The 20,201-nt window shown below is 67.6% G+C and carries 19 protein-coding genes; 12 read left to right on the top strand and 7 right to left on the bottom strand.

The features are described 5' to 3' along the window. The first annotated feature begins 6 nt into the window (after window positions 1–6). On the top strand, window positions 7–978 hold the full coding sequence (locus QTI45_RS27515) for a LysR substrate-binding domain-containing protein (RefSeq protein ID WP_286656588.1): 972 nt from the start codon (window positions 7–9) through the stop codon (window positions 976–978). On the opposite strand, the gene QTI45_RS27510 is transcribed toward QTI45_RS27515, so the two are convergent. Further along, window positions 962–2,311, bottom strand: a complete 1,350-nt coding sequence (locus tag QTI45_RS27510; protein WP_286656587.1) for a threonine/serine exporter family protein — start codon at window positions 2,309–2,311, stop codon at window positions 962–964. The genes QTI45_RS27515 and QTI45_RS27510 overlap by 17 nt on opposite strands. 167 nt (window positions 2,312–2,478) lie before the next feature. On the opposite strand from QTI45_RS27510, the gene QTI45_RS27505 reads away from it, so the two are divergent. After that, the gene (locus tag QTI45_RS27505) at window positions 2,479–3,573 is read left to right on the top strand and encodes a BMP family ABC transporter substrate-binding protein (RefSeq protein ID WP_286656586.1); all 1,095 of its coding nucleotides are present in this window, start codon (window positions 2,479–2,481) and stop codon (window positions 3,571–3,573) included. A 33-nt stretch (window positions 3,574–3,606) separates the two neighbouring features. Here QTI45_RS27505 and QTI45_RS27500 read toward each other — a convergent pair whose 3' ends face one another. Continuing rightward, window positions 3,607–4,269 carry an acyltransferase gene (locus QTI45_RS27500; protein WP_286656585.1) on the bottom strand — a complete coding sequence of 221 codons (663 nt, stop codon included), beginning with the start codon at window positions 4,267–4,269 and terminating at the stop codon, window positions 3,607–3,609. Continuing rightward, window positions 4,266–5,411, bottom strand: coding sequence for a glycosyltransferase family 4 protein (locus QTI45_RS27495; RefSeq protein ID WP_286656584.1), 1,146 nt, complete (start codon window positions 5,409–5,411; stop codon window positions 4,266–4,268). Before QTI45_RS27495 ends, QTI45_RS27500 begins: the two co-directional genes overlap by 4 nt. 189 nt (window positions 5,412–5,600) lie before the next feature. Between QTI45_RS27495 and guaD the strand changes: the two genes are divergently transcribed. The 5 genes from guaD (at window position 5,601) to QTI45_RS27470 (ending at window position 10,363) form a co-directional block, all read left to right on the top strand. Then, entirely contained in the window at window positions 5,601–6,884 is a 1,284-nt protein-coding gene (guaD, locus tag QTI45_RS27490; protein ID WP_286656583.1) for a guanine deaminase, read from the top strand. A gap of 45 nt (window positions 6,885–6,929) precedes the next feature. Beyond that, a complete protein-coding gene (gene dcd / locus QTI45_RS27485) occupies window positions 6,930–7,496 on the top strand; it encodes a dCTP deaminase (protein WP_286371529.1) in 567 nt (188 codons plus the stop codon). Window positions 7,497–7,624: 128 nt separating this feature from the next. Further along, window positions 7,625–7,867, top strand: coding sequence for a hypothetical protein (locus QTI45_RS27480; RefSeq protein WP_286656582.1), 243 nt, complete (start codon window positions 7,625–7,627; stop codon window positions 7,865–7,867). A gap of 49 nt (window positions 7,868–7,916) precedes the next feature. Then, the gene (ypfJ, locus tag QTI45_RS27475) at window positions 7,917–8,804 is read left to right on the top strand and encodes a KPN_02809 family neutral zinc metallopeptidase (RefSeq protein ID WP_286371527.1); all 888 of its coding nucleotides are present in this window, start codon (window positions 7,917–7,919) and stop codon (window positions 8,802–8,804) included. Between the two features lie 86 nt (window positions 8,805–8,890). Next, complete coding sequence (locus QTI45_RS27470) at window positions 8,891–10,363, top strand: DEAD/DEAH box helicase (protein WP_286371526.1); 1,473 nt, start codon at window positions 8,891–8,893, stop codon at window positions 10,361–10,363. Window position 10,364: 1 nt separating this feature from the next. On the opposite strand, the gene QTI45_RS27465 is transcribed toward QTI45_RS27470, so the two are convergent. After that, window positions 10,365–11,207 carry a symmetrical bis(5'-nucleosyl)-tetraphosphatase gene (locus QTI45_RS27465; RefSeq protein WP_286656581.1) on the bottom strand — a complete coding sequence of 281 codons (843 nt, stop codon included), beginning with the start codon at window positions 11,205–11,207 and terminating at the stop codon, window positions 10,365–10,367. 89 nt (window positions 11,208–11,296) lie between these two features. On the opposite strand from QTI45_RS27465, the gene QTI45_RS27460 reads away from it, so the two are divergent. The 3 genes from QTI45_RS27460 to QTI45_RS27450 are packed head-to-tail and all read left to right on the top strand — an operon-like array spanning window position 11,297 to window position 14,399. After that, complete coding sequence (locus QTI45_RS27460; RefSeq protein WP_286656580.1) at window positions 11,297–11,920, top strand: DJ-1/PfpI family protein; 624 nt, start codon at window positions 11,297–11,299, stop codon at window positions 11,918–11,920. Then, window positions 11,856–13,394 (top strand): metal-dependent hydrolase family protein, encoded by a 1,539-nt coding sequence (locus tag QTI45_RS27455; RefSeq protein ID WP_286656579.1) that lies wholly within the window; start codon window positions 11,856–11,858, stop codon window positions 13,392–13,394. The genes QTI45_RS27460 and QTI45_RS27455 overlap by 65 nt, the downstream gene beginning before the upstream one ends. 27 nt (window positions 13,395–13,421) lie before the next feature. Next, window positions 13,422–14,399, top strand: coding sequence for a GNAT family N-acetyltransferase (locus tag QTI45_RS27450; RefSeq protein ID WP_286656578.1), 978 nt, complete (start codon window positions 13,422–13,424; stop codon window positions 14,397–14,399). Window positions 14,400–14,450: 51 nt separating this feature from the next. Here QTI45_RS27450 and QTI45_RS27445 read toward each other — a convergent pair whose 3' ends face one another. Next, window positions 14,451–15,158, bottom strand: coding sequence for a hypothetical protein (locus tag QTI45_RS27445; RefSeq protein WP_286656577.1), 708 nt, complete (start codon window positions 15,156–15,158; stop codon window positions 14,451–14,453). A gap of 119 nt (window positions 15,159–15,277) precedes the next feature. Between QTI45_RS27445 and QTI45_RS27440 the strand changes: the two genes are divergently transcribed. Beyond that, window positions 15,278–17,674, top strand: a complete 2,397-nt coding sequence (locus tag QTI45_RS27440) for a DNA polymerase II (protein ID WP_286656576.1) — start codon at window positions 15,278–15,280, stop codon at window positions 17,672–17,674. Between the two features lie 59 nt (window positions 17,675–17,733). After that, on the top strand, window positions 17,734–19,404 hold the full coding sequence (locus tag QTI45_RS27435; RefSeq protein WP_286656575.1) for a serine hydrolase domain-containing protein: 1,671 nt from the start codon (window positions 17,734–17,736) through the stop codon (window positions 19,402–19,404). A 15-nt stretch (window positions 19,405–19,419) separates the two neighbouring features. On the opposite strand, the gene QTI45_RS27430 is transcribed toward QTI45_RS27435, so the two are convergent. Both QTI45_RS27430 and QTI45_RS27425 read right to left on the bottom strand, forming a co-directional pair. After that, complete coding sequence (locus QTI45_RS27430) at window positions 19,420–19,773, bottom strand: nuclear transport factor 2 family protein (protein ID WP_286656574.1); 354 nt, start codon at window positions 19,771–19,773, stop codon at window positions 19,420–19,422. Window positions 19,774–19,787: 14 nt separating this feature from the next. Next, window positions 19,788–20,168 carry a DUF4345 domain-containing protein gene (locus QTI45_RS27425; protein WP_286656573.1) on the bottom strand — a complete coding sequence of 127 codons (381 nt, stop codon included), beginning with the start codon at window positions 20,166–20,168 and terminating at the stop codon, window positions 19,788–19,790. Window positions 20,169–20,201 lie beyond the last annotated feature (33 nt).

Here is a 20,201-nt window from a genome sequence, read left to right as displayed (position 1 = left end):
TCGACGATGACCCAAGTGCTGTTCGACCTCGATGTGCTGCGCAGTTTCTCGACCGGCGTGGCCCTCGGAAGCTATGCGAGGGCGGCCGACAAGCTGGGCCGCTCGACCTCGGCCGTGAGCGCCCAGCTCAAGAAGCTCGAATCCCAGGCCGGCACGCCGCTGCTGCGCAAGGCCGGACGCGGCCTCGAACTGACGGATGCCGGCCACACGATGCTGGCCTACGCCCATCGCCTGCTGGAGATCAACGAGGAGGCCGCGGCGGCGATGCGTGGCGCCGACCTCGAGGGCTGGGTCCGCCTCGGGCTGCAGGAAGACCTCGGCGAGAACCTGCTGCCCGGCGTGCTCGGCCGTTTCGCGCGCGCCCATCCCAGGCTGCGCATCGAGGCCTGCGTGGCGCGCAGCGCCGAACTGCGCGAGCGCATGGCTCTGGGGCAGCTCGACCTGGCGCTGATCTGGGAAGTGGAGGGCGCCGAGCCGCTGCCCCACACCGAGCGGCTGGTGCGGCTGCCGCTGCAATGGATCGCGTCGGCCGGGCCCGAAGCCGTCGAGGCGCCCTGGTGGGCCGAGCGCCTGGGCGCCGGTCCGCGCCGGTCGAAGGAGCCGCTGCCGCTGGTGCTGCTCGACGCGCCTTGTCCGCTGCGCGAGATCGTCACCCGCGTGCTCGATCGGGCCGGCATTCCGTGGCGGCACGCCTTCACCAGCGCCAGCCTGTCGGCGCTGTGGGCCGGGACCTCGGCCGGCCTGGGACTCTCGGCGCGGACCTCCTTCGGCCTGCCGCGCCACGTGCGCGTGCTCGATCGCGCCGGCACCGGCCTGCCGGCCCTGCCGCAGATCGCGCTGGCGATGGCCTGCGCCCAGGCCGAGCCGGCGGCGCCCGTGGCGCGCCTGGCCGCGCTGCTGCGCGAGGCGGTGCGCGACAGCGTCGGCGTGCCCGGGCCCGGCCTGGTCCGGGCCGGCGGCGTCAGCGCCGCAGCTTGAGGTAGCGCAGCATCGCGTCGGCCATGGTTCCGGCGCGCTGCAGCACCGGATCGAACAGCGCGTTGTAGACGCCCGTGCCGATGACCGAGCCGAGCGCGATCGCCACGATCGAGAACAGCGTGGCAACGAAGTTCTCGACCCCGGCGAGCCGGTCGCTGCCGACCAGCTCGGCCATGCCGATCAGCCCCAGCGAGCCCGGAACCAGCAGCCAGAGCGCCGGCGTGAAAGTCACCATCGACGGCGGCCCGCCGAGGCGGTACTGCACCAGGTAGGAGGCCGGCGTGATCAGCAGCGCCGCGAAGAAGCCGCTCATGTAGCCGCCGAAGACCGCGTTGCCGGCCAGCTGGCCGGCCTGCGCGACGCACAGCAGCACCAGCAGCCAGGGCAGGGTGTGCAGCCGCGCCGAGTAGTGCAGCGTGTGGCCGACGCCGAACAGCAGCACGCCGAGCCACGGCGCCCAGGCCCGGACCGCGGTATCCGGCACGGGCGGGAACAGGGTGTCCGGCGGCAGGCCGACGATCGAGGCCCCCGCCAGCATGCCCAGCACCAGGAACACCAGCTGCAGCAGGCCGGAGACGAAGCGCGTGCCGCCCGAGACCACGTCGCCGTAGGCCAGCTCGATGGTCGCGATGGCCAGCGTGCCGCCGGGCAGGAAGGTCACGAGCGAAGCCACCAGCACGTAGATCGGGCTGGCGGCGAAGCCGTGGCGGGCCGCCAGCAGCGACACCAGCGTCACCACGAAGGCAGCCACCGTGGGCAGCAGCGTGGTGATGATCCCGCGGTTGCGCGCCAGCACCTTGAGGACGCCGACGATGCCGCCGAAGAAGGCCGCGGCGCCGACCACGTCGGCCGAAGGGCGCAGCACCAGCGCGATGCCCACCGTCACGAGCACGTGGCCCAGCACGCCCCAGGCCAGGCCCAGGGCCGGCCGCATGGCGAGGATGGCGTTGATGCGCTTGAGTCCCTCGACCGGATCGATCGGCGCCCGCTCGGCGTCGCGGGCCAGCTCGTAGGCCGCCTCGATCTGGTCGAAGCGCAGCACCAGGCCCTGCTCGGCGGTGAACTCGATCTGCTGCGACTCCTCGTCGGTGAAGTTCACGAACACCACGGTGGGCAGCGCCAGGGCGTTGAAGTGCTCGACCCGGTAGGTCTGGGCCACGCGCCGCAGGCTGGTCTCGACCACGCCGGCCGCCGCGCCCGTGGCCAGCAGCAGATGCCCCAGCCGCAGCAGGAATCGCAGCAGCCGGCGGCGCTCGCGCGCCAGGCGTTCGGCGTCGGCCGCCGGGTCGGCGGTCGCCCCTGCGGCGGCGGGCAGGGCTGCATCTAGCGCCATGCGTGGCGTTTCCCGTGGCGGTCGAAGGGGTTTGATCGCTGCATGAGGGCGTTCCTGGTGCCCGCATTCTGCCGCGCCGGGCCGGCGCCCGCGGCTCCGTTAAAATGAAGGTCGGCGCCGCTGCCCCGCGGCGCCTCTTTCATTCCGGGGCCATGTAGAGGAACACCATGTACAAAAACCTCGCAGCCGCGCTTGCGGCCGCCTGTTTTTTATCGCCTTCTTTTTCCCAACCCGCAGCCGCGGCCGATCCGCTGAAGATCGGCTTCGTCTACGTCGCGCCGGTCACCGATGCCGGCTGGGTCCGCCAGCACGACGACGGCCGCAAGGCGGTCGAGGCCGCGCTCGGCGCCAAGGTCAAGACCACCTATGTCGAGAATGTCGCCGAGGGTGCCGATGCCGAGCGCGTGATCCGCGACCTGGCGCGGCAGGGCAACCAGCTCATCTTCACCTCCAGCTTCGGCTACATGGAGCCGACGCTGAAGGTGGCGCGCGACTTCCCCGACGTGAAGTTCGAGTCGATCACCGGCTACAAGACGGCGCCCAACGTGGCGATCGCGAATGCGCGCTACTACGAGGGCCGCTACCTGGCCGGCGTGGCGGCCGGCCGGATGACGAAGAGCAACGTGGCGGGCTATGTCGCGGGCTTTCCGATTCCCGAGGTGCTGCAGGGCATCAACGCCTTCACGCTGGGCATGCGCTCGGTCAACCCGAAGGCGCAGGTCAAGGTGGTGTGGCTCGACGTCTGGTTCGACCCGCCGAAGGAGCGCGAGGCGGCGATGACCCTGTTCAACCAGGATGTGGACGTGATCGCCTTCCACACCGGTTCGACCGCCGTGATGGCGGCGGCGCAGGAGCGCGGCAAGCTGGCCGTGGCCTATCACTCCGACATGCGCAAGGTCGCGCCCGATGCGCAGATCGCCGCGGTCACGCACCAGTGGGGCGGCTACTACACGCAGCGCGCCCGCGCGGTGCTCGACGGCAGCTGGAAGAGCGGCAGCGTCTGGGGCGGCGTCAAGGAGGGGATGATCCGGGTCGGCGATTTCGGCAGCAAGGTGCCCAAGCCGGTGCAGGACGAGGTGATGGCGCGCCAGCAGGACATCGCCTCCGGCAAGCTGAAGCCCTTTCAGGCGTTCGCCGACGTGCGCGACAACGAGGGCCGGGTCGTGATTGCCAAGGGCCAGAGCCTCAGCGACGAGCAGATCCTGCAGATGAACTGGCTGGTCGAGGGCGTGCAGGGCAAGGTGGCCCGCAGAGCGCCCTGAACCCTGCCTCGGCCCGACCGCCCCGCGGCCGGGTCAGTTGACGAAGCCGCGGGGGCGATGGAAGTAGGCGGCGTCGGCCGGCAGCTCCTTGACCCGCACCGCCGGCTGCCCCGCATAGACCGCGAATTCCTCGGTGTGGGCCTTGTTGAGCACCGATCCCGCGCCCAGCACGGAGCGGTCCGGCAGCGCCGCACCGCCCAGCACGGTGACTCGCGTGCCGACCAGGCAGTAGGCGCCGATCCGGATCGGCTTGCAGTCCTGGCGGCCCTCCACCACGTTGATGCCGTGCGTGATGAGCTGGGAGTGATAGCCGGCGATCGTGGTGAAGGCGCCGATCTCGACCTTGTCGGTGCAGTCGATGATGTGCGACTTGGTGATCGCCGCGTGTTCGCCGAGCAGCAGGACCGGGTCGCGCTCCGTCCGGTGCTTGAAGTGCCTCCCCGAGCGCGCGTGGCCGGTGATCCAGTTGGAGCGCTCGATGATCGAATGCGCGCCGCATTCCAGCCGATCGAGGTGGATGGCGACGTTCAGGTGGCCGATGTAGGCGCCTTGCCCCATCACCAGGTGGCGCGGAAAGACATAGGACAGGCCGATGCGGGCGCCGTCCGCGATCTGGTAGCCCCAGAAGCGGCGCAGCAGCCAGCGCTTGAAAGTCCAGGGCATCGGAACCACGAGCAGTTGCAGCAGCTTCCTCATGGATGCGCCCCGCGCCCGGTGTTCGCGCGGCGGTAGCTTGCGACGTAGTTCGCGGCCATCTGCGCGGCGCTGTAGTGGGTCGCGTTCTCGAGGCCGAGGCGCCGCATCTCGCCCAGGCGGGGAGCGGCATGCTCGATCGCCGCGGCCATGGCGTCCGGGTCGCGCGGGTCGACGTACACCGCGCCCGGCCCGCCGATCTCGTTCATCGGCGGCAGGTCGGAGGTGAACACCGGGCAGCCCGAGGCCTGGGCCTCGATCACCGGCCAGCCGAAGCCTTCCTGGAGCGATGGGAACAGCAGGGCCGTGGCGCCGGAATAGAGGGCCCGCAGTTCGGCGTGCGACACATCCTGGATCGCCTTGACGCGGTCGGCCAGGCCGTGCGTGCGAAGCAGCTCGACCAGCTCGGACGACAGCTTCGGGCCCACGAACACCAGCGTCCCGGCCAGCGCAGGCCGGCCGTTCGCCGCCGCCCGCTGGTGCAGCGCGATGAAGGCCTGGACCACCGCCGGCCGGTTCTTGCGCGGGAGGTTCATCCCCACATGCAGCAGATAGCCGTTCTCCGGCGCCAGCTCGAAGCGCGCGAGCAGGCGCTGCGCCTCGTCGGGCGGCACCGGGGAAAAATCGTCGTTGAGGCCGTTGACCACGGTCGTCACCCTGCCCGCATCGGCCAGCTCGAGCGCCAGCAGCTCGCGGCGCGTCAGGTCCGACACGCAGGCGATCAGGTCGGCGCGCCCCAGCCCCTTGGCGATCAGCCGCTGGAACAGCCTGCCGGTGCGCCCGACGCTGGCGTCGGCGCCCGTCTCCCTGGCGGCCTGTATCGCGATGACGTCGTGGCAGGTGACGACGTTGGGCCGGCTGTCGAGCCAGCGGACGTACATGGCGTTGGAGTGATCGGTCACATGCACCACGTCGGCCCAGCGTGCGGCGCGCACCAGCGACGGGATGAACAGCACGAACTTGTCGACGTAGGCGAACCATTTGCGCCAGCGCGGCGAGGGCGCGAGGCGCAGCACGCGCGCGACCGGGGCGGCGACGCGCACCTCGCAATCCTGCCGCGGGAGTTCGCGCTCCAGCACCCGACGGAAGGCGAGCATGCTGTTCTGGCCATCGGGCTCGTAGTTGGCGACGAGAAGCACTTTCATCTTTGGCGGCGGTCCTGGGGTCGCGAGAGGTCGTCAGGCGACAACGGATGGGGAAGTTGCGCTGGATTATGTTCGAGCAACTGGGTGCCGATCGGCAGCAAGCCGCCGGCCGCCGATTCGTTCGTGACATATAGCCTTCATATGCGCAAGCACATTGCATACCGCCAGACCTGACTTACCCTCCGTGCCATGCACGCCTACCGAGCTTCTCTTTTGCGATTCGACGCCGCCGGCCAGCCGGTTTTCGACACCGACGGCTTGCTGGTGATCGGCCCGGACGGCCAGGGCCGGCAAAGGGTGCAGGATGCGGGCGCCTTCGCCGAGGTCGCGGCCCGTCATCCGGGCGCCGCGGTCACGCACTGGCCGGGCCGGATCCTGGCGCCGGGTTTCGTCGACATGCACATCCACTTTCCGCAGACCGACATCATCGGCGCGCCGGCCGACGGATTGCTGCCCTGGCTGGAGAACTACACCTTCCCGGCCGAGAGCCGCTTCGCCGACCCGGCCCATTCGGCCGAGGTGGCCGAGGTGTTCTTCGACGAGCTGCTGCGCAACGGCGTCACCACCTCCCTGACCTTCGCCACTTCGCATCCGCAGTCGGTGCAGGCGTTTTTCGAGGCGGCGCAGAGGCGGCAGTTGCGCATGATCTCGGGGAAGGTGCTGCAGGATCGGCATTCGCCTGACGGTGTACGGGATCAAACTGAACGCAGCCTGACCGACACCGAGGCCCTGATCCGGACGTGGCACAACCGCGACCGCCTGGGCTACGCCATCACCCCGCGCTTCGCGCCCACCAGCACCGATGCGCAGCTGCGCGGCGCCGGCGAGCTGGCGGCGAAGTACCCCGACACCTGGATCCACTCGCACGTGGCGGAGAACAAGGACGAGGTGAAGTGGGCGCGCGAGCTGTTCCCGCACGCCCGCTCTTACCTCGACGTCTACGCCGGCTTCGGCCTGATGCGCGAGCGGGCCGTGTATGCCCACTGCATCCATTTCGACGACGACGACCGCCGCCTGATGCGCGACACCGGCACCGCTTCGGCCGTGAGCCCGACCAGCAACCTGTTCCTGGGCAGCGGCTTCTTCGACTTCGAGGGCGCCGACCGCATCGGCTATCGCTACGGGCTGGCCAGCGATGTCGGCGGCGGCACCAGCTTCAGCCCCTTCGCGACCATGCTGGCGGCCTACTACGTCGGCCGCGAGGGCCAGACCAAACCCGGCGTCAGCATTCCACCCTCGCAGCTGTGGTGGCGGCACACGGGCGGCGCGGCGCGGGCGCTGGGGCTGGACGGGGTCATCGGCAACCTGCAGCCGGGCTGCGAGGCCGACTTCCTGGTGATCGACCCGAAGGCCACGCCCCTGCTGGCGCGCAAGACCGCGCTGGCGAACAACCTGGAGGAGCTGCTGTTCTCGCTGATCGTGCTCGGCGACGACCGCCTGATCGAGCGCACCGTCATCTCCCAGGCGGGGTAGCCCTGCGGGCTGCCTAGAATAGCGGCCCCGAGGAAGGACCCCGACATGAGCATCAAGAGCGACAAGTGGATCCGGCGCATGGCCGAGAAGAACGGCATGATCGAGCCTTTCGAGCCCGGGCAGATCCGCGAGCAGGACGGCCACAAGATCATCAGCTACGGCACCTCGAGCTACGGCTACGACATCCGCTGCGCGCCCGAGTTCAAGGTCTTCACGAACATCCACAGCACCGTGGTCGACCCGAAGAACTTCGACGAGAAGAGCTTCGTCGACTTCCACGGCGACAGCTGCATCATCCCGCCCAACAGCTTCGCGCTGGCGCGCACCGTGGAGTATTTCCGCATTCCGCGCAACGTGCTGACCATCTGCCTGGGCAAGAGCACCTATGCGCGCTGCGGCATCATCGTCAACGTCACGCCCTTCGAACCCGAATGGGAAGGCTATGTGACCCTCGAATTCAGCAACACCACGCCGCTGCCGGCGAAGATCTACGCTGGCGAGGGCTGCGCCCAGGTGCTGTTCTTCGAGAGCGACGAGGTCTGCGAAGTGAGCTACAAGGACCGCGGCGGCAAGTACCAGGGTCAGCGCGGCGTCACGCTGCCCAAGGCCTGAGCCGCTGACGGGTCGTTCGGCGCGGTCCTACAGCGTCTTGGGCGCTGCGCGGCCTGTGCCACCGGGCGCGGCGCGGCATTCTCGGAGTCCATGCCACGCGGCGTCCGCGGGGCCCCAGGAGCGAGAACATGCCGATTTTCCAGAAGCTTCGCGAGATCCATCCCTACCGCCTGCTGCTGATCGCGGTGCTGGCCCTGGTGGTGCTGGTCCAGGTGGTGGCCATGGCCATGGTGACGCGGTCCCAGGTGCGCAAGGCCGAGGCCCACTACGCGGCCGCCGCGACTGCGCCGGCCACGGCCGTGCCGGCCGCATCCGGCCGGCCGCAGCCATCCCGCGACGTGATGAAGGTCGGTTACGTGGCGTCGCGATGAGCGCGTACCATTCCGCGACGGCCGTCCCGGAGACGGCGAGGAGCTTGTCATGAGATGGGAAGGCAACGAGCAGTCGGACAACGTCGAGGATCGTCGCGGCGGTGGGGGCGGGGGCTTCGGCGGCCTGCCGATCGGCGGGCGCAGCGTCGGCATCGGCACGGTCGCGGTGGCGCTGATCGCGGGCTGGATCTTCGGCATCAACCCGCTGACCATGCTCGGCATGCTGGCCGGCGGCGGGGATCCGGCGCCGCAGGTCCAGCAGCAGCAGGGGCCGGCGCAGAAGCCGCCGCCCGAGGATCGCGAGGCGGCCTTCGTCTCGACCGTGCTGAAGAACACCGAGGTGGTCTGGAGCGACATCTTTCGCCGCAACGGGAGCAGCTACACGCCGTCGCGGCTGGTGCTGTTCCGGGGCGCCACGCCGACCGCCTGCGGCACCGGCCAGTCGGCCATGGGCCCCTTCTACTGCCCGGGCGACCAGAAGGTCTACATCGACCTCGGCTTCTTCGACACCCTGCAGAACCAGCTTGGCGCGCCCGGCGTGTTCGCCAAGGCCTACGTGATCGCGCACGAGATCGGCCACCACGTGCAGGACGAACTCGGCATCACGGGCAAGGTCGACCAGATGCGCGGGCGGCTGAGCCAGGCGCAGAACAATGCCCTGAGCGTGCGGGTCGAACTCCAGGCCGACTGCCTGGCGGGCGTCTGGGCCCATCACTCGCAGCAGTCCAAGCAGTGGCTGGACCCGGGCGACATCGAGGCCGCCATGAATGCCGCCCAGAAGATCGGCGACGACGCCCTGCAGCGCTCGGCCGGCCGCGCCATCGTGCCCGACAGCTTCACGCACGGCACCAGCGCCCAGCGCCAGCGCTGGTTCGGGGCCGGTTTCAAGTCCGGAAACATGCAGGATTGCGACACTTTCGCGGCCAAGACGCTGTAGCCGGCGACGGCGTCTTCGAGGGAAAAAGCGGCAGTTACCGTGCTGTCACTGGCGTTTTTCGCCAAAGTGCGACAATAGAGGGCTTAATGACAAGCTCCTTCTCCAATCTTTCCCTGGCCGAACCCCTCGCGCGTGCCGTAGCCGAAATGGGTTACGAGACCATGACGCCGATCCAGGAACAGGCCATTCCGGTGGTTCTGTCGGGCCAGGACGTGATGGGCGCCGCGCAAACCGGCACCGGCAAGACGGCGGCCTTTTCGCTGCCGCTGCTGCAGCGGATGCTCAAGCACGAGAACAGTTCCACCTCGCCGGCGCGCCACCCGGTGCGGGCCCTGGTGCTGCTGCCCACGCGGGAGCTGGCCGACCAGGTCGCGCAGCAGGTCAAGCTCTACGCCAAATACACCAACCTGCGCAGCGCGGTGGTGTTCGGCGGCATCGACATGAAGCCCCAGACCCTCGAGCTCAAGAAGGGCGTCGAGGTGCTGGTCGCCACGCCGGGCCGGCTGCTGGACCATATCGAGGCCAAGAACGCGGTGCTGAACCAGGTCGAGTACGTGGTGCTCGACGAGGCCGACCGCATGCTCGACATCGGCTTCCTGCCCGATCTGCAGCGGATCCTGTCCTACCTGCCCAAGCAACGCACCACCTTGCTGTTCTCGGCCACCTTCTCACCCGAGATCAAGCGCCTGGCCGGCAGCTACCTGCAGAACCCGGTCACCATCGAAGTGGCGCGGCCGAACGAAACCGCCTCCACGGTCGAGCAGCGCTTCTTCAGCGTCAGCGACGACGACAAGCGCCGGGCCCTGAAGCAGATCATCCGGCAGCGCGGCATCACGCAGGCCTTCGTCTTCGTCAACAGCAAGCTGGGCTGCGCCCGGCTGGCACGTTCGCTCGAGCGCGAGGGCCTCAAGACCACGGCCCTGCACGGCGACAAGAGCCAGGACGAGCGCCTGAAGGCGCTGGCCGCCTTCAAGGCTGGCGAGGTCGACTTGCTCGTGGCCACCGACGTCGCCGCCCGCGGCCTGGACATCAAGGACGTGCCGGCGGTGTTCAACTTCGACATCCCGTTCAACGCCGAGGACTACGTGCACCGCATCGGCCGCACCGGCCGCGCCGGCGCCTCCGGCCTGGCCGTGAGCTTCGCCAGCGGCGGCAACGACGTCCGGCTGGTGGCCGACATCGAGAAGCTGATCAAGAAGAAGATCGAACTCGAGCCGGTCGAGTTCGAGGAAGACCGTCCGCGCGGCCGCATCAACGACGGCCGCCGCCACTGGCGCGAAGAGGGCGAGGCCGGCGATGCGCGCGATGTGCTCGACACCCTCGACCGCCCGCGCGAACGCAGCGACAGCCGGCCGGTGCGCAGCACCCGGCCGCACCGCGCGCCGGCGGCGCCGCGCGACCCGTTCTTCGAGCAGCCCTACGAGGCGCCGGTCGAGCGCGAGGGCGCTCCGGCCTGGGAATCCGCCGCCAAGGCCGCGCCCGCGCGCGGCATCTCGGCCAATATCAAGACGAAGCGCAAGGTCGCCGCGCTCTTCAAGGCGACCGAGCAGTCGAGCTGATTCATCCGGGTTTCTGAGCCTGGGGGCAGGCCGCCTGGATCAACTCCCGGTCCTGCAGCGTCGCGCCGATGCGCACGGCGCTCAGGCAACCGCCCCAGACGCAGCCGGTGTCGATCGACAGCAGGTCGGGCCGCGACTTCAAACCCAGTGTCGACCAGTGGCCGCATGCCACCGTGGCTGCCGCCGTGCGCCGGCCGGGGACGTCGAACCACGGCATGAAGCCTGCTGGCGCCGCTGCCGCCCCATCCTTGCTCTCGAACTCCATCTCGCCCTCGGCGCTGCAAAAGCGCAGCCGGGTCAACGCGTTGACGATGACGCGCAGCCGCGCGCTGCCCGAGAGCGCAGCGTTCCAGCGGGCCGGCTCGTTGCCGTACATGGTTTGCAGGAAGTCGGCCAGCGCGGGGCCGCGCAGCACCGATTCGAGTTCGGCCGCGAGGGCGAGCGTGTCTTCGACGCTCCATTGCGGCAGCACGCCCGCGTGCACCATGAGCAGGTCGCCGTCGCCGACGCGCCGATGCAGCGCCATCGGCTGATGGCGCAGCCAGTCGAGCAGGGCGTCGCGATCGGGGGCCTGGAGAATGGCCTGCAGCGTGTCCTTGCGGCCCGCCTTGCGGGCACCATGGGCGACGCCCAGCAGGTGCAGGTCGTGGTTGCCCAGCAGGCTCAACGCGGATGCGCCCAGGCGCTGCACGCGGCGCAGCACCTCGAGCGACGCCGGCCCGCGATTGACGAGGTCGCCGAGCAGCACCAGCGTGTCCCGGCTGGGGGAGAAAGCGATGTCGTCCAGCAGGCGCTGCAGGGGCTCGTCGCAGCCCTGCACGTCGCCGATCAAGAAAAGTGCCATGGGCCCTCGAGCCTTGAAACGCGTGCGCACTGACCCGTTGTCCGGCAACAATGGCCTGCGCAGGCGTACAAATCGTCGAGGATAACCCCATGCACATCGCCATCTTGACCTTCGAGGGCTACAACGAGCTTGACTCCTTCGTCGCACTCGGAATCCTGAATCGCATCAAGAAGCCCGACTGGCGCGTTTCCATCGCCAGCCCCGGCGCGAAGGTGCGTTCCATGAACGGCTTGGTGGTGGAGTCGCAAGCCACCTTGGAGGACGCGGCCAGCGCCGATGCGGTCATCGTGGGCAGCGGGCTTCTCACGCGCGATGTCGTGGCAGACCCTGCCCTGATGTCGCGCCTGCAACTGAACCCTGCGAAACAGCTGCTTGCGGCGCAGTGTTCAGGCACCCTGGTCCTCGCCAGGCTGGGACTTCTCGAGGGCGTCTCCGCCTGCACCGACCTGACCACCAAGCCCTGGGTCCAGGAGGCAGGCGTGGATGTGCTCGACCAGCCCTTCTTCGCCCGCGGCAATGTGGCGACCGCGGGGGGTTGCCTGGCGTCACCCTACCTGGCCGCGTGGGTCATTGCGCGGCTGGAAGGCGTCGAGGCCGCGGAGGCTGCGCTGCACTACGTGGCGCCCGTGGGCGAGAAGGACGCGTTCGTTGCGCGGGCCATGGGCAACATCCGCCCATTCCTGCCTGACGGGATGGGCAAGGCTCGCGCCTGAGACTCGCTTCATGCTCGCCGCTACTTGTGGCAAAGTTCCCGGCACCGGCAACTCTCCAGGTCAATCGATGTCGAGATGGTCTCTTTCGCGAACCGCGCAATGCTTCGCACTCCTGTTCGCCGCCGCATTCGCGGGGCTGGCGCTCAACGCCCATGGACACGAGGTCGCAGCGGGCATCCAGCCGGCGGCAAGCGCGCCGGCGCAGCCCCCCAGGCCTGCGTCGACCCTGTTCCGCAATGTGCGGGTCTTCGATGGGCTTTCGGGCCAGGTGTCCGCGCCGCGCGACGTGCTCGTGAAGGGCAACCGCATCGAGCGGATCGCCACCGGCCTGCCAGCCGATGCCGATGCGCTGGTCATCGACGGAGCGGGCCGCGTGCTGATGCCCGGCCTGATCGACATGCACTGGCACAGCATGTTCGCAGGCCCGTCGCTGGCCGTCGCCATGCAGGCCGAGCGTTCGTATCTCGCGGTGGTGGCCGGCGTGGAGGCCACGCGCGCGCTGATGCGCGGCTTCACGACCGTGCGGGACATGGGCGGGGCCGCCTTCGGCCTCAAATCGGCCGTCGATGACGGCCTGATTCCCGGGCCCCGCATCTATCCCTCGGGCGCGATGATCAGCGTCACCAGCGGCCATGGCGACTTCCGCGAATTCACTGACCTGCCGCGCGCCCTGGGCGCGCCCGGCTCGCGGCATGACCTGGTGGGCGACACCGCCATTGCCGACAGCCCGGACGAAGTCCGCATCCGCGTGCGTGAACAACTCATGCGCGGCGCATCGCAGATCAAGCTCACCGCGGGGGGCGGTGTCTCGTCGCCGCACAGTCCGCTCGATGCCATCACCTTCACCGAGCCCGAGCTTCAGGCCGCCGTCGTCGCCGCGAAGAACTGGGGAACCTACGTCGCGGTGCACGCCTATATGCCGGATGCGATCCGCCAAGCCGTCAACGCGGGCGTGCTGTGCATCGAGCACGGCAGCCTGATGGATGAGGAAACAGCCCGGCTCATGGCGAGCAAGGGGACCTGGCTGAGCACCCAGCCTTTCCCCGACGCAATGGCCGACGCGTTTCCGCGCGGATCGGACCAGTGGAACAAGGCGCAGGAAGTGTTCGCCGGGACCGACAAGACCTACCGGCTGGCGAAGAAGTACAAGCTCAAGACGGCCTTCGGCACCGACGTCCTCTTTTCGAGCGCGCTGGCGGGCCAGCAGGGCGCGATCCTCGCGAGCCTGGCGCGCTGGTACTCGCCGTCGGAGGTGCTGGTGATGGCCACCGGCACCAACGCCGAACTGCTGGCGCTGTCCGGCAAGCGCAGCCCCTATGCGGGCCAGGTCGGTGTGGTCCGCGAAGGTGCGCTGGCCGACCTGCTGCTCGTCAACGGCGACCCGACGGTCGACATCAGCCTGGTGGCACGACCCGAGCAGAGCTTCGCGGTCATCATGAAGGACGGCATCATCTACAAGAACCGCCCGCAGTGAGCATCGATGCATAGTCGACGACAGGGCGTGAGCTTTCGGGCATTTGCGGGCCCATCGGATTTCGAAGCCATGGTGGCTTGCGCCAACGCGAGCTTCGCCGCCGACCAGACCGGGTTCTTCCGGACGGTCGAGGAGGTGGCGCGGGACTATGCCTCTTTCACCGACTGCGTGCCGCAACGAGATGTGTGGATCGCCCAGGCCGGCACAGAAATCGCCGGCTATGTGCGTGCATGGCATTGGGCGCAGGCGGACGGACTCCAGCTCTACGGGCAGTTCGGCGTTGTCGCACCACGCTGGCGCCGGAGGGGAATAGGGGCCTCGTTGCACACCTGGCTGGAGTCGCGACAGCGCGAGATGGCGGCGGCTCACTGCAGCGCGCCGATGCATGCGCACCATGCCTTCGTCACTCAGGGCGAAACCGCGCGCGCGGCGCTCCTGGAGAAATCAGGCTATCGACCCGAGCGCTACTTCTTCACCATGGTGCGACCGACGCTCGACGACGTCGCCGACTTCGCCATGCCGCCGGGCCTGGAAGTGCGGCCGGTTCAGCCCGAACACTTTCGCCCGATCTGGGACGCCCATCAACGCGCGTTCCGGACCCACTGGGGCTTCTCGCCCTCCGTGGAGGCAGATTTCCGGCGATGGCAAGTGAGCCAGGTCTTTCAACCTCATCTCTGGCAGGTCGCGTGGGACGTCCGCACCGGCGAGGTTGCAGGCCAGGTGCGAACCTACATCGATGAGACATGGAACTCCGCGAACGGGCTCAGGCGAGGCTGGACGGAATTCATCAGCGTGGGCGAGCCGTGGCGGGGACGGGGCCTCGCTCGCGCGCTGATCTCCTTGAGCTTGCGAGCCCAACGCGCTGGGGGCATGCAGGAATCCGGTCTGGGCGTCGACAGCCAGAACCTGAACGGCGCGAACCGCATCTACGAAGAGTGCGGCTTCATCGCGGTCAAGCGCAACTGCGTGTTCCGCAAGCCGCTGGCGTTGAGCGAGGCGGACTGAAGGCTTCTTAGAAGAGGGTGGCTTGCTGCGCGCTCCGACGCGCCGCAGAAGCTATCGGGCCAGGGCGCTCAGCTTCTTCCTGGCGATCTGCAACAGACCTTCGCGTTCCGCCGCCGGCTTCGCCTTGGTCTCCCCTTGGCCGATGATCTCGACCGCACGGTGGTCAGCCAGCTTGGCCCCGAGCTCGTCGCGTGGCGTGAGGGCCGCGTACCTGGCGCCGGAGATCACGTGAACGTCGAGGTGCCGGCCGATCGATGCAGAAAGCTTCTGGCACGCGATGGACATCTTCGCTTCATCCGGCACCAGCTGGCCGTAGACCACGACAAGTTGCACTGTGGCGTCCTTGTCCTCCCCCAGCACGAAGGCGCGCAGGACCGAATCCTTGAACTTCGAACGCAGCATCGCGCGGATGGGCTCGGCGGCGGCGAACGACTTGAGCGCAATGGACCGAAGCTCGTCGTAGAAAACGAAGGACATGTTCGCTTCGACCGTCCCGGCTTCGTCGGCCTTGGGCTCGTGCCGGGTCAGGATGCCGCTCTTGACGAGATGCTCCTGGGTCCGCTCGACTTCGTCGACCTCCAGCCTGGCCATCTTTGCGAGTTGCGCGACGGAGAACTTGCTGGCGGGTGCTGCGAAAACGATCTTCAGCAACTTCTGGACTTCGGGAGCGAGGAGAAAATCTGCGGCACTCATTCTGGCTTGGGGCTTGTCACACGCGAACACGGAGAGGTCGGCGCCAGTTTTTATCATGAAGCGCATCCAGCGCGGATCACGGCTCCGACGCACCGCCCGTTCGCCTGCGCAAGGCGGCGACAACAGCGCGAAAATCGGTCCTGTCCAAGCCCGTCTTTCCTTGCCACCCCATTCATCAGGCTCTCGTGCTCCCCACCGAATTCAAGGGCTTCATCCTCACGCGCCGCTGGCGTGATGTCGCGGCCGGCACCGAGATCGAGTACTGGCTCGCCACCGATGCCGGGCCGAGGAAGGTGATCCTGTCGTCACGGACCTCCGTCGCATTCGTCGATGCGAAGCACAGGAAGTCGGTCGAAGCGCAGCTTGCCGCCATGCCGGGGATGGAGCTCCGCGAGCTTCCGCTGAAGACCTTCCAGCAGGCACCCGTGGTCGGTGTCTACGCGAAGCACTTTCGCCAACTGGGTCAACTGGCGCGTGCGCTGCGGGACCAGGGCGTCGCGCTCCTCGAAGCCGATGTGCGACCGCACGACCGTTTCCTGATGGAGCGGTTCATCACTGCCGGCGTGCTGGTCGAAGGAGGGAGGACGGACCGCTTCTCCATCGTCGACTGCAAGCTGAAGCCGGCACCCGATTTCCGGCCGGTGCTGCAGGTGGTGTCGCTGGACATCGAGACCAGCCAGGACGAGGCACTCTATTCCATTGCGCTGGATGGCACGGGCGAGCGTGTCGTCTTCATGCTCGGAGAGCCGCCACCCGAGCCGCCACCTGAGCCGCCACCTGAGCCGGGTGAGCCCCTGGGCTTCTCCCTCATCCATTGCCCGACCCGCAAGGCCATGCTGGAGCAGCTCAACGACTGGTTCGAGAGGAACGACCCGGACGTCATCATCGGCTGGAACGTCATTCAGTTCGACTTGCGAGTGCTGCAGAAGGCGGCCGACAGCTGCGGGGCACAGCTCCTGCTGGGGCGGGAGCGCCGGCCCATCGATTGGCGAACCCACCCGGGAAAGCAGGGCTATCTGTTCGCGGCCACGCCCGGCCGGGTGGTCATCGACGGCATCGACGCGCTGAAGGCCGCGTCGAGGAGCTTTCCCTCCTTCAGCCTCGAAGCCGTTTCACAGGAACTGCTGGGCGAGGGCAAGGCCATCGGCGACGAGTACGACAAGATGGCGGAGATCGAGCGGCGATACCAGGAGGACAAGCCTGCGCTCGCGCTCTACAACATCCGGGACTGCGAACTGGTGCTGCGCATCTTCGACAAGGCGAAGCTGCTGCAGTTCATGATCGAACGCGCCCACACCACGGGCCTGCAGTTGGACCACCTCGGCGGCTCCATTGCCGCGTTCAGCCACCACTATCTGCCGCGGATGCATCGCCTGGGCTACGTGGCGCCGAACGTGGGCGAGATTCCGAGCAAGGCCTTCCCTGGCGGGTACGTGATGGACTCGAAGCCAGGGTTCTACGACTCGGTCGTGGTCCTGGACTACAAGAGCCTGTACCCCTCGATCATTCGAACCTTCCTGGTCGACCCCGTCGGCTTCGTGGACGGCTCGAACGCCAGCGACTCCGCCATGGTGGTCAAGGGCCCGGGAGGGACCGCGTTCTCGCGCCAGAAGCATTGCCTGCCGGAAATCGTGACCACCCTCTGGCGGGCTCGGGACGAGGCCAAGCGGGTCAGGAACGAGTCGCTCTCGCAAGCCCTGAAGCTGCTCATGAACTCCTTCGCCGGGGTGCTGGGTGCGGCCGACTGCCGCTTCTTCAATCCCGAGGTCGTATCCGCCATCACCCTGCGTGGGCACGAGATGATGAAGCTCACGCGCACGTTCGTGGAGAGCCGGGGCTACGAGGCCATCTATGGCGACACCGACTCCATCTTCATCTGGCTCAAGCGCACCCGCAGCAACGAGGAAGCGCACGCCATCGCGGCAAGTCTGGTGAATGACATCAACGACTGGTGGACGCGTGTCCTGCGCGAGGAGCACGGCCTCGCGAACTTCCTCGAGATCGAGTTCGACACCCACTACAAGAAGTTCTTCATGCCCACCATTCGTGGCTCGGACGTCGGCAGCAAGAAGCGCTACGCGGGCCTGAGCGTGGATGCTGCGGGCAAGGAGGAGATGATCTACCGTGGCTTGGAGATGGCCCGCAGCGACTGGACCCCGTTGGCGCGCCAGTTCCAGGAGGGCCTGCTGTCGCGCATCTTCCAGGGCGAGCCTTACAAGGAGTTCGTGACCGACTACGCGCAGTCGACATTGGCTGGCCGGAAGGACGACCTGCTGATCTACCGGAAGCGCCTGCGCCATCGCCTCGACGCCTACCAGGTCAACGTGCCGCCGCAGGTTCGCGCGGCGCGCATCGCCGACGAATACAACGGCCGGGTCAACCGACCTCGGCAGTACCAAAGGGGTGGCTGGATTCGATACGTCATGACGCTGAACGGGCCGGAGCCGCTGGAAACGCGCCATTCCCGCATCGACTACGAACACTATCTGAGCAAGCAGATCCAGCCGATCGCCGATGCCATCCTCCAGCCCATGGGGGAGAACTTCATGACGCTGACCAGCGCACAGCAAGCACTTTTCTGAAGGTCTTCCGGGTCTTGAATCCAGCTAAGGCACACTGGCCCTCCAACGAGGAGACTCAATTGCGCCGCAACCTGGAAGCATTCCCGAGGTGGAGACACCCGCGCCCACGACGCCACGACGATGGCCAGCAGCGATGCGCCACGCGCTTCGGAAGGCGGCTGCCGAGTGTCGCGGCGCTGGTCCTGACCGTGGTGCTGGGCGCTTGTGGCGGCGGGGGCGGTGGTGGCGGCGGCGGGGTTGGTGTCGGGGTTGGCAACGGTGCGGCTGCAACGTCCGCAGCCCCGGCATGCGACGCAGCTTCCATCACGAGTCAATTGCCGGCGGCCAGTGCATTGAATGCGCGGGCCAAGTGCCTCGAACTGAATACGCCCTATGTGCCGCCACCAGGCAACGTCCTCGAGCACCACGCATCGGGCTTTGCGAAGACCCTGTGTTCGGCCGTATTCATCACCGGACTTGATCCTGCGGTCGCTGCCGAAAGCCTTGGCTACTTCGTGGCGCCCTATGCCCAGCGCAAGCTGATGGCCGCACCCGTCGTCGATCGCAGCAAGAATGAAGTCCGGGTTGCGATTCCGAACGGCCCGACGCTGGTCGCGCGCCATTTCGGCTCGCAAGGCTGCATCACGCTGCCGACCGGGAAGGACGAGGTCTTCTTCAAGCCGGTGCAAGTCAAGAGCGCGCTGGCCGACCCCTCGACCTTGGCTTGGCCGATGGGAGACGTGTTGCCGTCCGATCCGTTGCCGGCCGCCATCGATGCTGCCAAGCTGACCCAGGCGGTCGATGCCGCGTTCGCCAATCCAGAGGCCTATACCTCCGCCTTCGTGGTGACGCACAAGGGGCGGATCGTCGGGGAACGCTATCAGGCCGGCGTCGGTGTGGCGACGCCGCTCGAATCCTGGTCGATGGGCAAGAGCGTGACCGCCACGATGATCGGGGTGCTCATCAAGCAGGGCGTGTATCAACTCGATCAGCCTGCCCCGATTCCCGAGTGGCAGGGCGAAGGCGATGCTCGCAAGCAGATCCGCATCTCGGACATCATGCGCATGTCCAGTGGCCTGCGAATCAAGGCGCCGGACGATCCGGACTTCGATCCCGACGGAACCTATCCGGACCACCTCTACTACTACACAGGCCGGATCAATGCTTTCAACTATGCGTCGACACGGCCGCAGCAGTGGCCACCGAATGCGGTGGGCCGCTACCGCAACACCGATCCGGTGCTGGCCAACTACCTCGTGCGCCTTGCAGTCGAGAAACGCGGCGAGGAGTACCTGTCGTTCCCGCAGCGCAATGTCTTCGACAAGATCGGCATCCGCTCGATGGTGATCGAGACCGACCCTTACGGCAACCTCCTCACGCAGGGATACGACTTCATGTCGGCGCGAGATTGGGCGCGGCTGGGCAATCTCTACCTCCAGGACGGTGTCTGGAATGGCGAGCGCATTCTCCCCGAGGGATTCGTCAGTTTCGTGAGCACCGTGGCACCCGCGTGGGCCGCGGACAAGCGCCCGATCTATGGCGGCTTCTTCTGGATCAATGGAACCGGTTCGCTGGCAGTGCCGACCTCGGCGTACTACATGCTCGGCGCCGCCGGGCAGTTCGTCGTCGTGGTGCCATCGCACGACCTCGTGGTGGTGCGCATCGGATATTCGAAGGGCGAACGATTCGCCACCACGACACTGAATCAGGCGCTGGCGCTGCTGACGAGTGCCGTGCCGCGCGCCCGGTAGGCGCGTGGGGGCCTGTCAGGGCTTTTCGGCAGACGCCGTGGTGGCCTGAGTCATGACGGTTGCCCATGCACCGTCGATGCGCTTCCAAACCTCCACGACCCACAGTCCGCCGCTGAGAAAGCGAGTCACTGCAAGGTCGCCTTGCTGTTCGAGTTGCTCGCGTTCGCGCGGGACATAGGGCCGCTGCTTCTGCGCCTGGAGGTTGCCGATCCGTTCGCTCCGAGACATGAACTGACCGTTCTGCTGGACAGTCGTGAAGCGGCTCGCGGTGTATTTGCCCCACTTCGCCGCATCGACCGCATAGAAGGCTTCGTCGCGTTCACGCATCGCGGCTTGAAGTTCAGGAGGGAACGTCGTCGTGTCGGTCATTGGAGCACTGTAATTCACTGCATAGCCTGCGCTACCACCATCACGATCGGAAGGACAAGTTCCGGTGCGAGGTAGCCAAGCCAGACGACGGCCGGTTTCGGCAGGCCCACCTTCGACATCGAAAGCAGTCTTCCGCATGCGGCGATGAAGATGCCCAACGCCAGCAGATAGATCAGCGTCCCCTGCTGGCGCACGGTCCAGCCCGCCCAGAAGCAGATGATGCCGGTGCCGAGATAGATGCCTGCCATGAACCGGTGGACATTGTCCAGGCGCGGCGCAGTCTGTGGTTGGCCAAGCACCATCTGCAGACAGCCGCCGGATACAGCGATGGCGCCTGCCAGGAAGAGGCAGACCCGTACGACGATCTGGGCGCTGGAAATAGGGGATTCGATCATGGCGTTTGCATGGGGCTGCGGCATGCTGGCTTG

Source organism: Variovorax saccharolyticus (assembly GCF_030316765.1).
Taxonomy (GTDB): Bacteria; Pseudomonadota; Gammaproteobacteria; order Burkholderiales; family Burkholderiaceae_C; genus Variovorax; species Variovorax saccharolyticus.
This window is presented reverse-complemented; position numbering and strand designations above follow the sequence as displayed.

What these genes read in the sequence shown, in the direction of transcription:
- QTI45_RS27515 (WP_286656588.1), top strand. Translation starts at nt 7, where the DNA reads ATGACCCAAGTGCTGTTCGACCTCGATGTGCTGCGCAGTTTCTCGACC.
- QTI45_RS27510 (WP_286656587.1), bottom strand. Translation starts at nt 2,311, where the DNA reads ATGGCGCTAGATGCAGCCCTGCCCGCCGCCGCAGGGGCGACCGCCGAC.
- QTI45_RS27505 (WP_286656586.1), top strand. Translation starts at nt 2,479, where the DNA reads ATGTACAAAAACCTCGCAGCCGCGCTTGCGGCCGCCTGTTTTTTATCG.
- QTI45_RS27500 (WP_286656585.1), bottom strand. Translation starts at nt 4,269, where the DNA reads ATGAGGAAGCTGCTGCAACTGCTCGTGGTTCCGATGCCCTGGACTTTC.
- QTI45_RS27495 (WP_286656584.1), bottom strand. Translation starts at nt 5,411, where the DNA reads ATGAAAGTGCTTCTCGTCGCCAACTACGAGCCCGATGGCCAGAACAGC.
- guaD (WP_286656583.1), top strand. Translation starts at nt 5,601, where the DNA reads ATGCACGCCTACCGAGCTTCTCTTTTGCGATTCGACGCCGCCGGCCAG.
- dcd (WP_286371529.1), top strand. Translation starts at nt 6,930, where the DNA reads ATGAGCATCAAGAGCGACAAGTGGATCCGGCGCATGGCCGAGAAGAAC.
- QTI45_RS27480 (WP_286656582.1), top strand. Translation starts at nt 7,625, where the DNA reads ATGCCGATTTTCCAGAAGCTTCGCGAGATCCATCCCTACCGCCTGCTG.
- ypfJ (WP_286371527.1), top strand. Translation starts at nt 7,917, where the DNA reads ATGAGATGGGAAGGCAACGAGCAGTCGGACAACGTCGAGGATCGTCGC.
- QTI45_RS27470 (WP_286371526.1), top strand. Translation starts at nt 8,891, where the DNA reads ATGACAAGCTCCTTCTCCAATCTTTCCCTGGCCGAACCCCTCGCGCGT.
- QTI45_RS27465 (WP_286656581.1), bottom strand. Translation starts at nt 11,207, where the DNA reads ATGGCACTTTTCTTGATCGGCGACGTGCAGGGCTGCGACGAGCCCCTG.
- QTI45_RS27460 (WP_286656580.1), top strand. Translation starts at nt 11,297, where the DNA reads ATGCACATCGCCATCTTGACCTTCGAGGGCTACAACGAGCTTGACTCC.
- QTI45_RS27445 (WP_286656577.1), bottom strand. Translation starts at nt 15,158, where the DNA reads ATGCGCTTCATGATAAAAACTGGCGCCGACCTCTCCGTGTTCGCGTGT.
- QTI45_RS27430 (WP_286656574.1), bottom strand. Translation starts at nt 19,773, where the DNA reads ATGACCGACACGACGACGTTCCCTCCTGAACTTCAAGCCGCGATGCGT.
- QTI45_RS27425 (WP_286656573.1), bottom strand. Translation starts at nt 20,168, where the DNA reads ATGATCGAATCCCCTATTTCCAGCGCCCAGATCGTCGTACGGGTCTGC.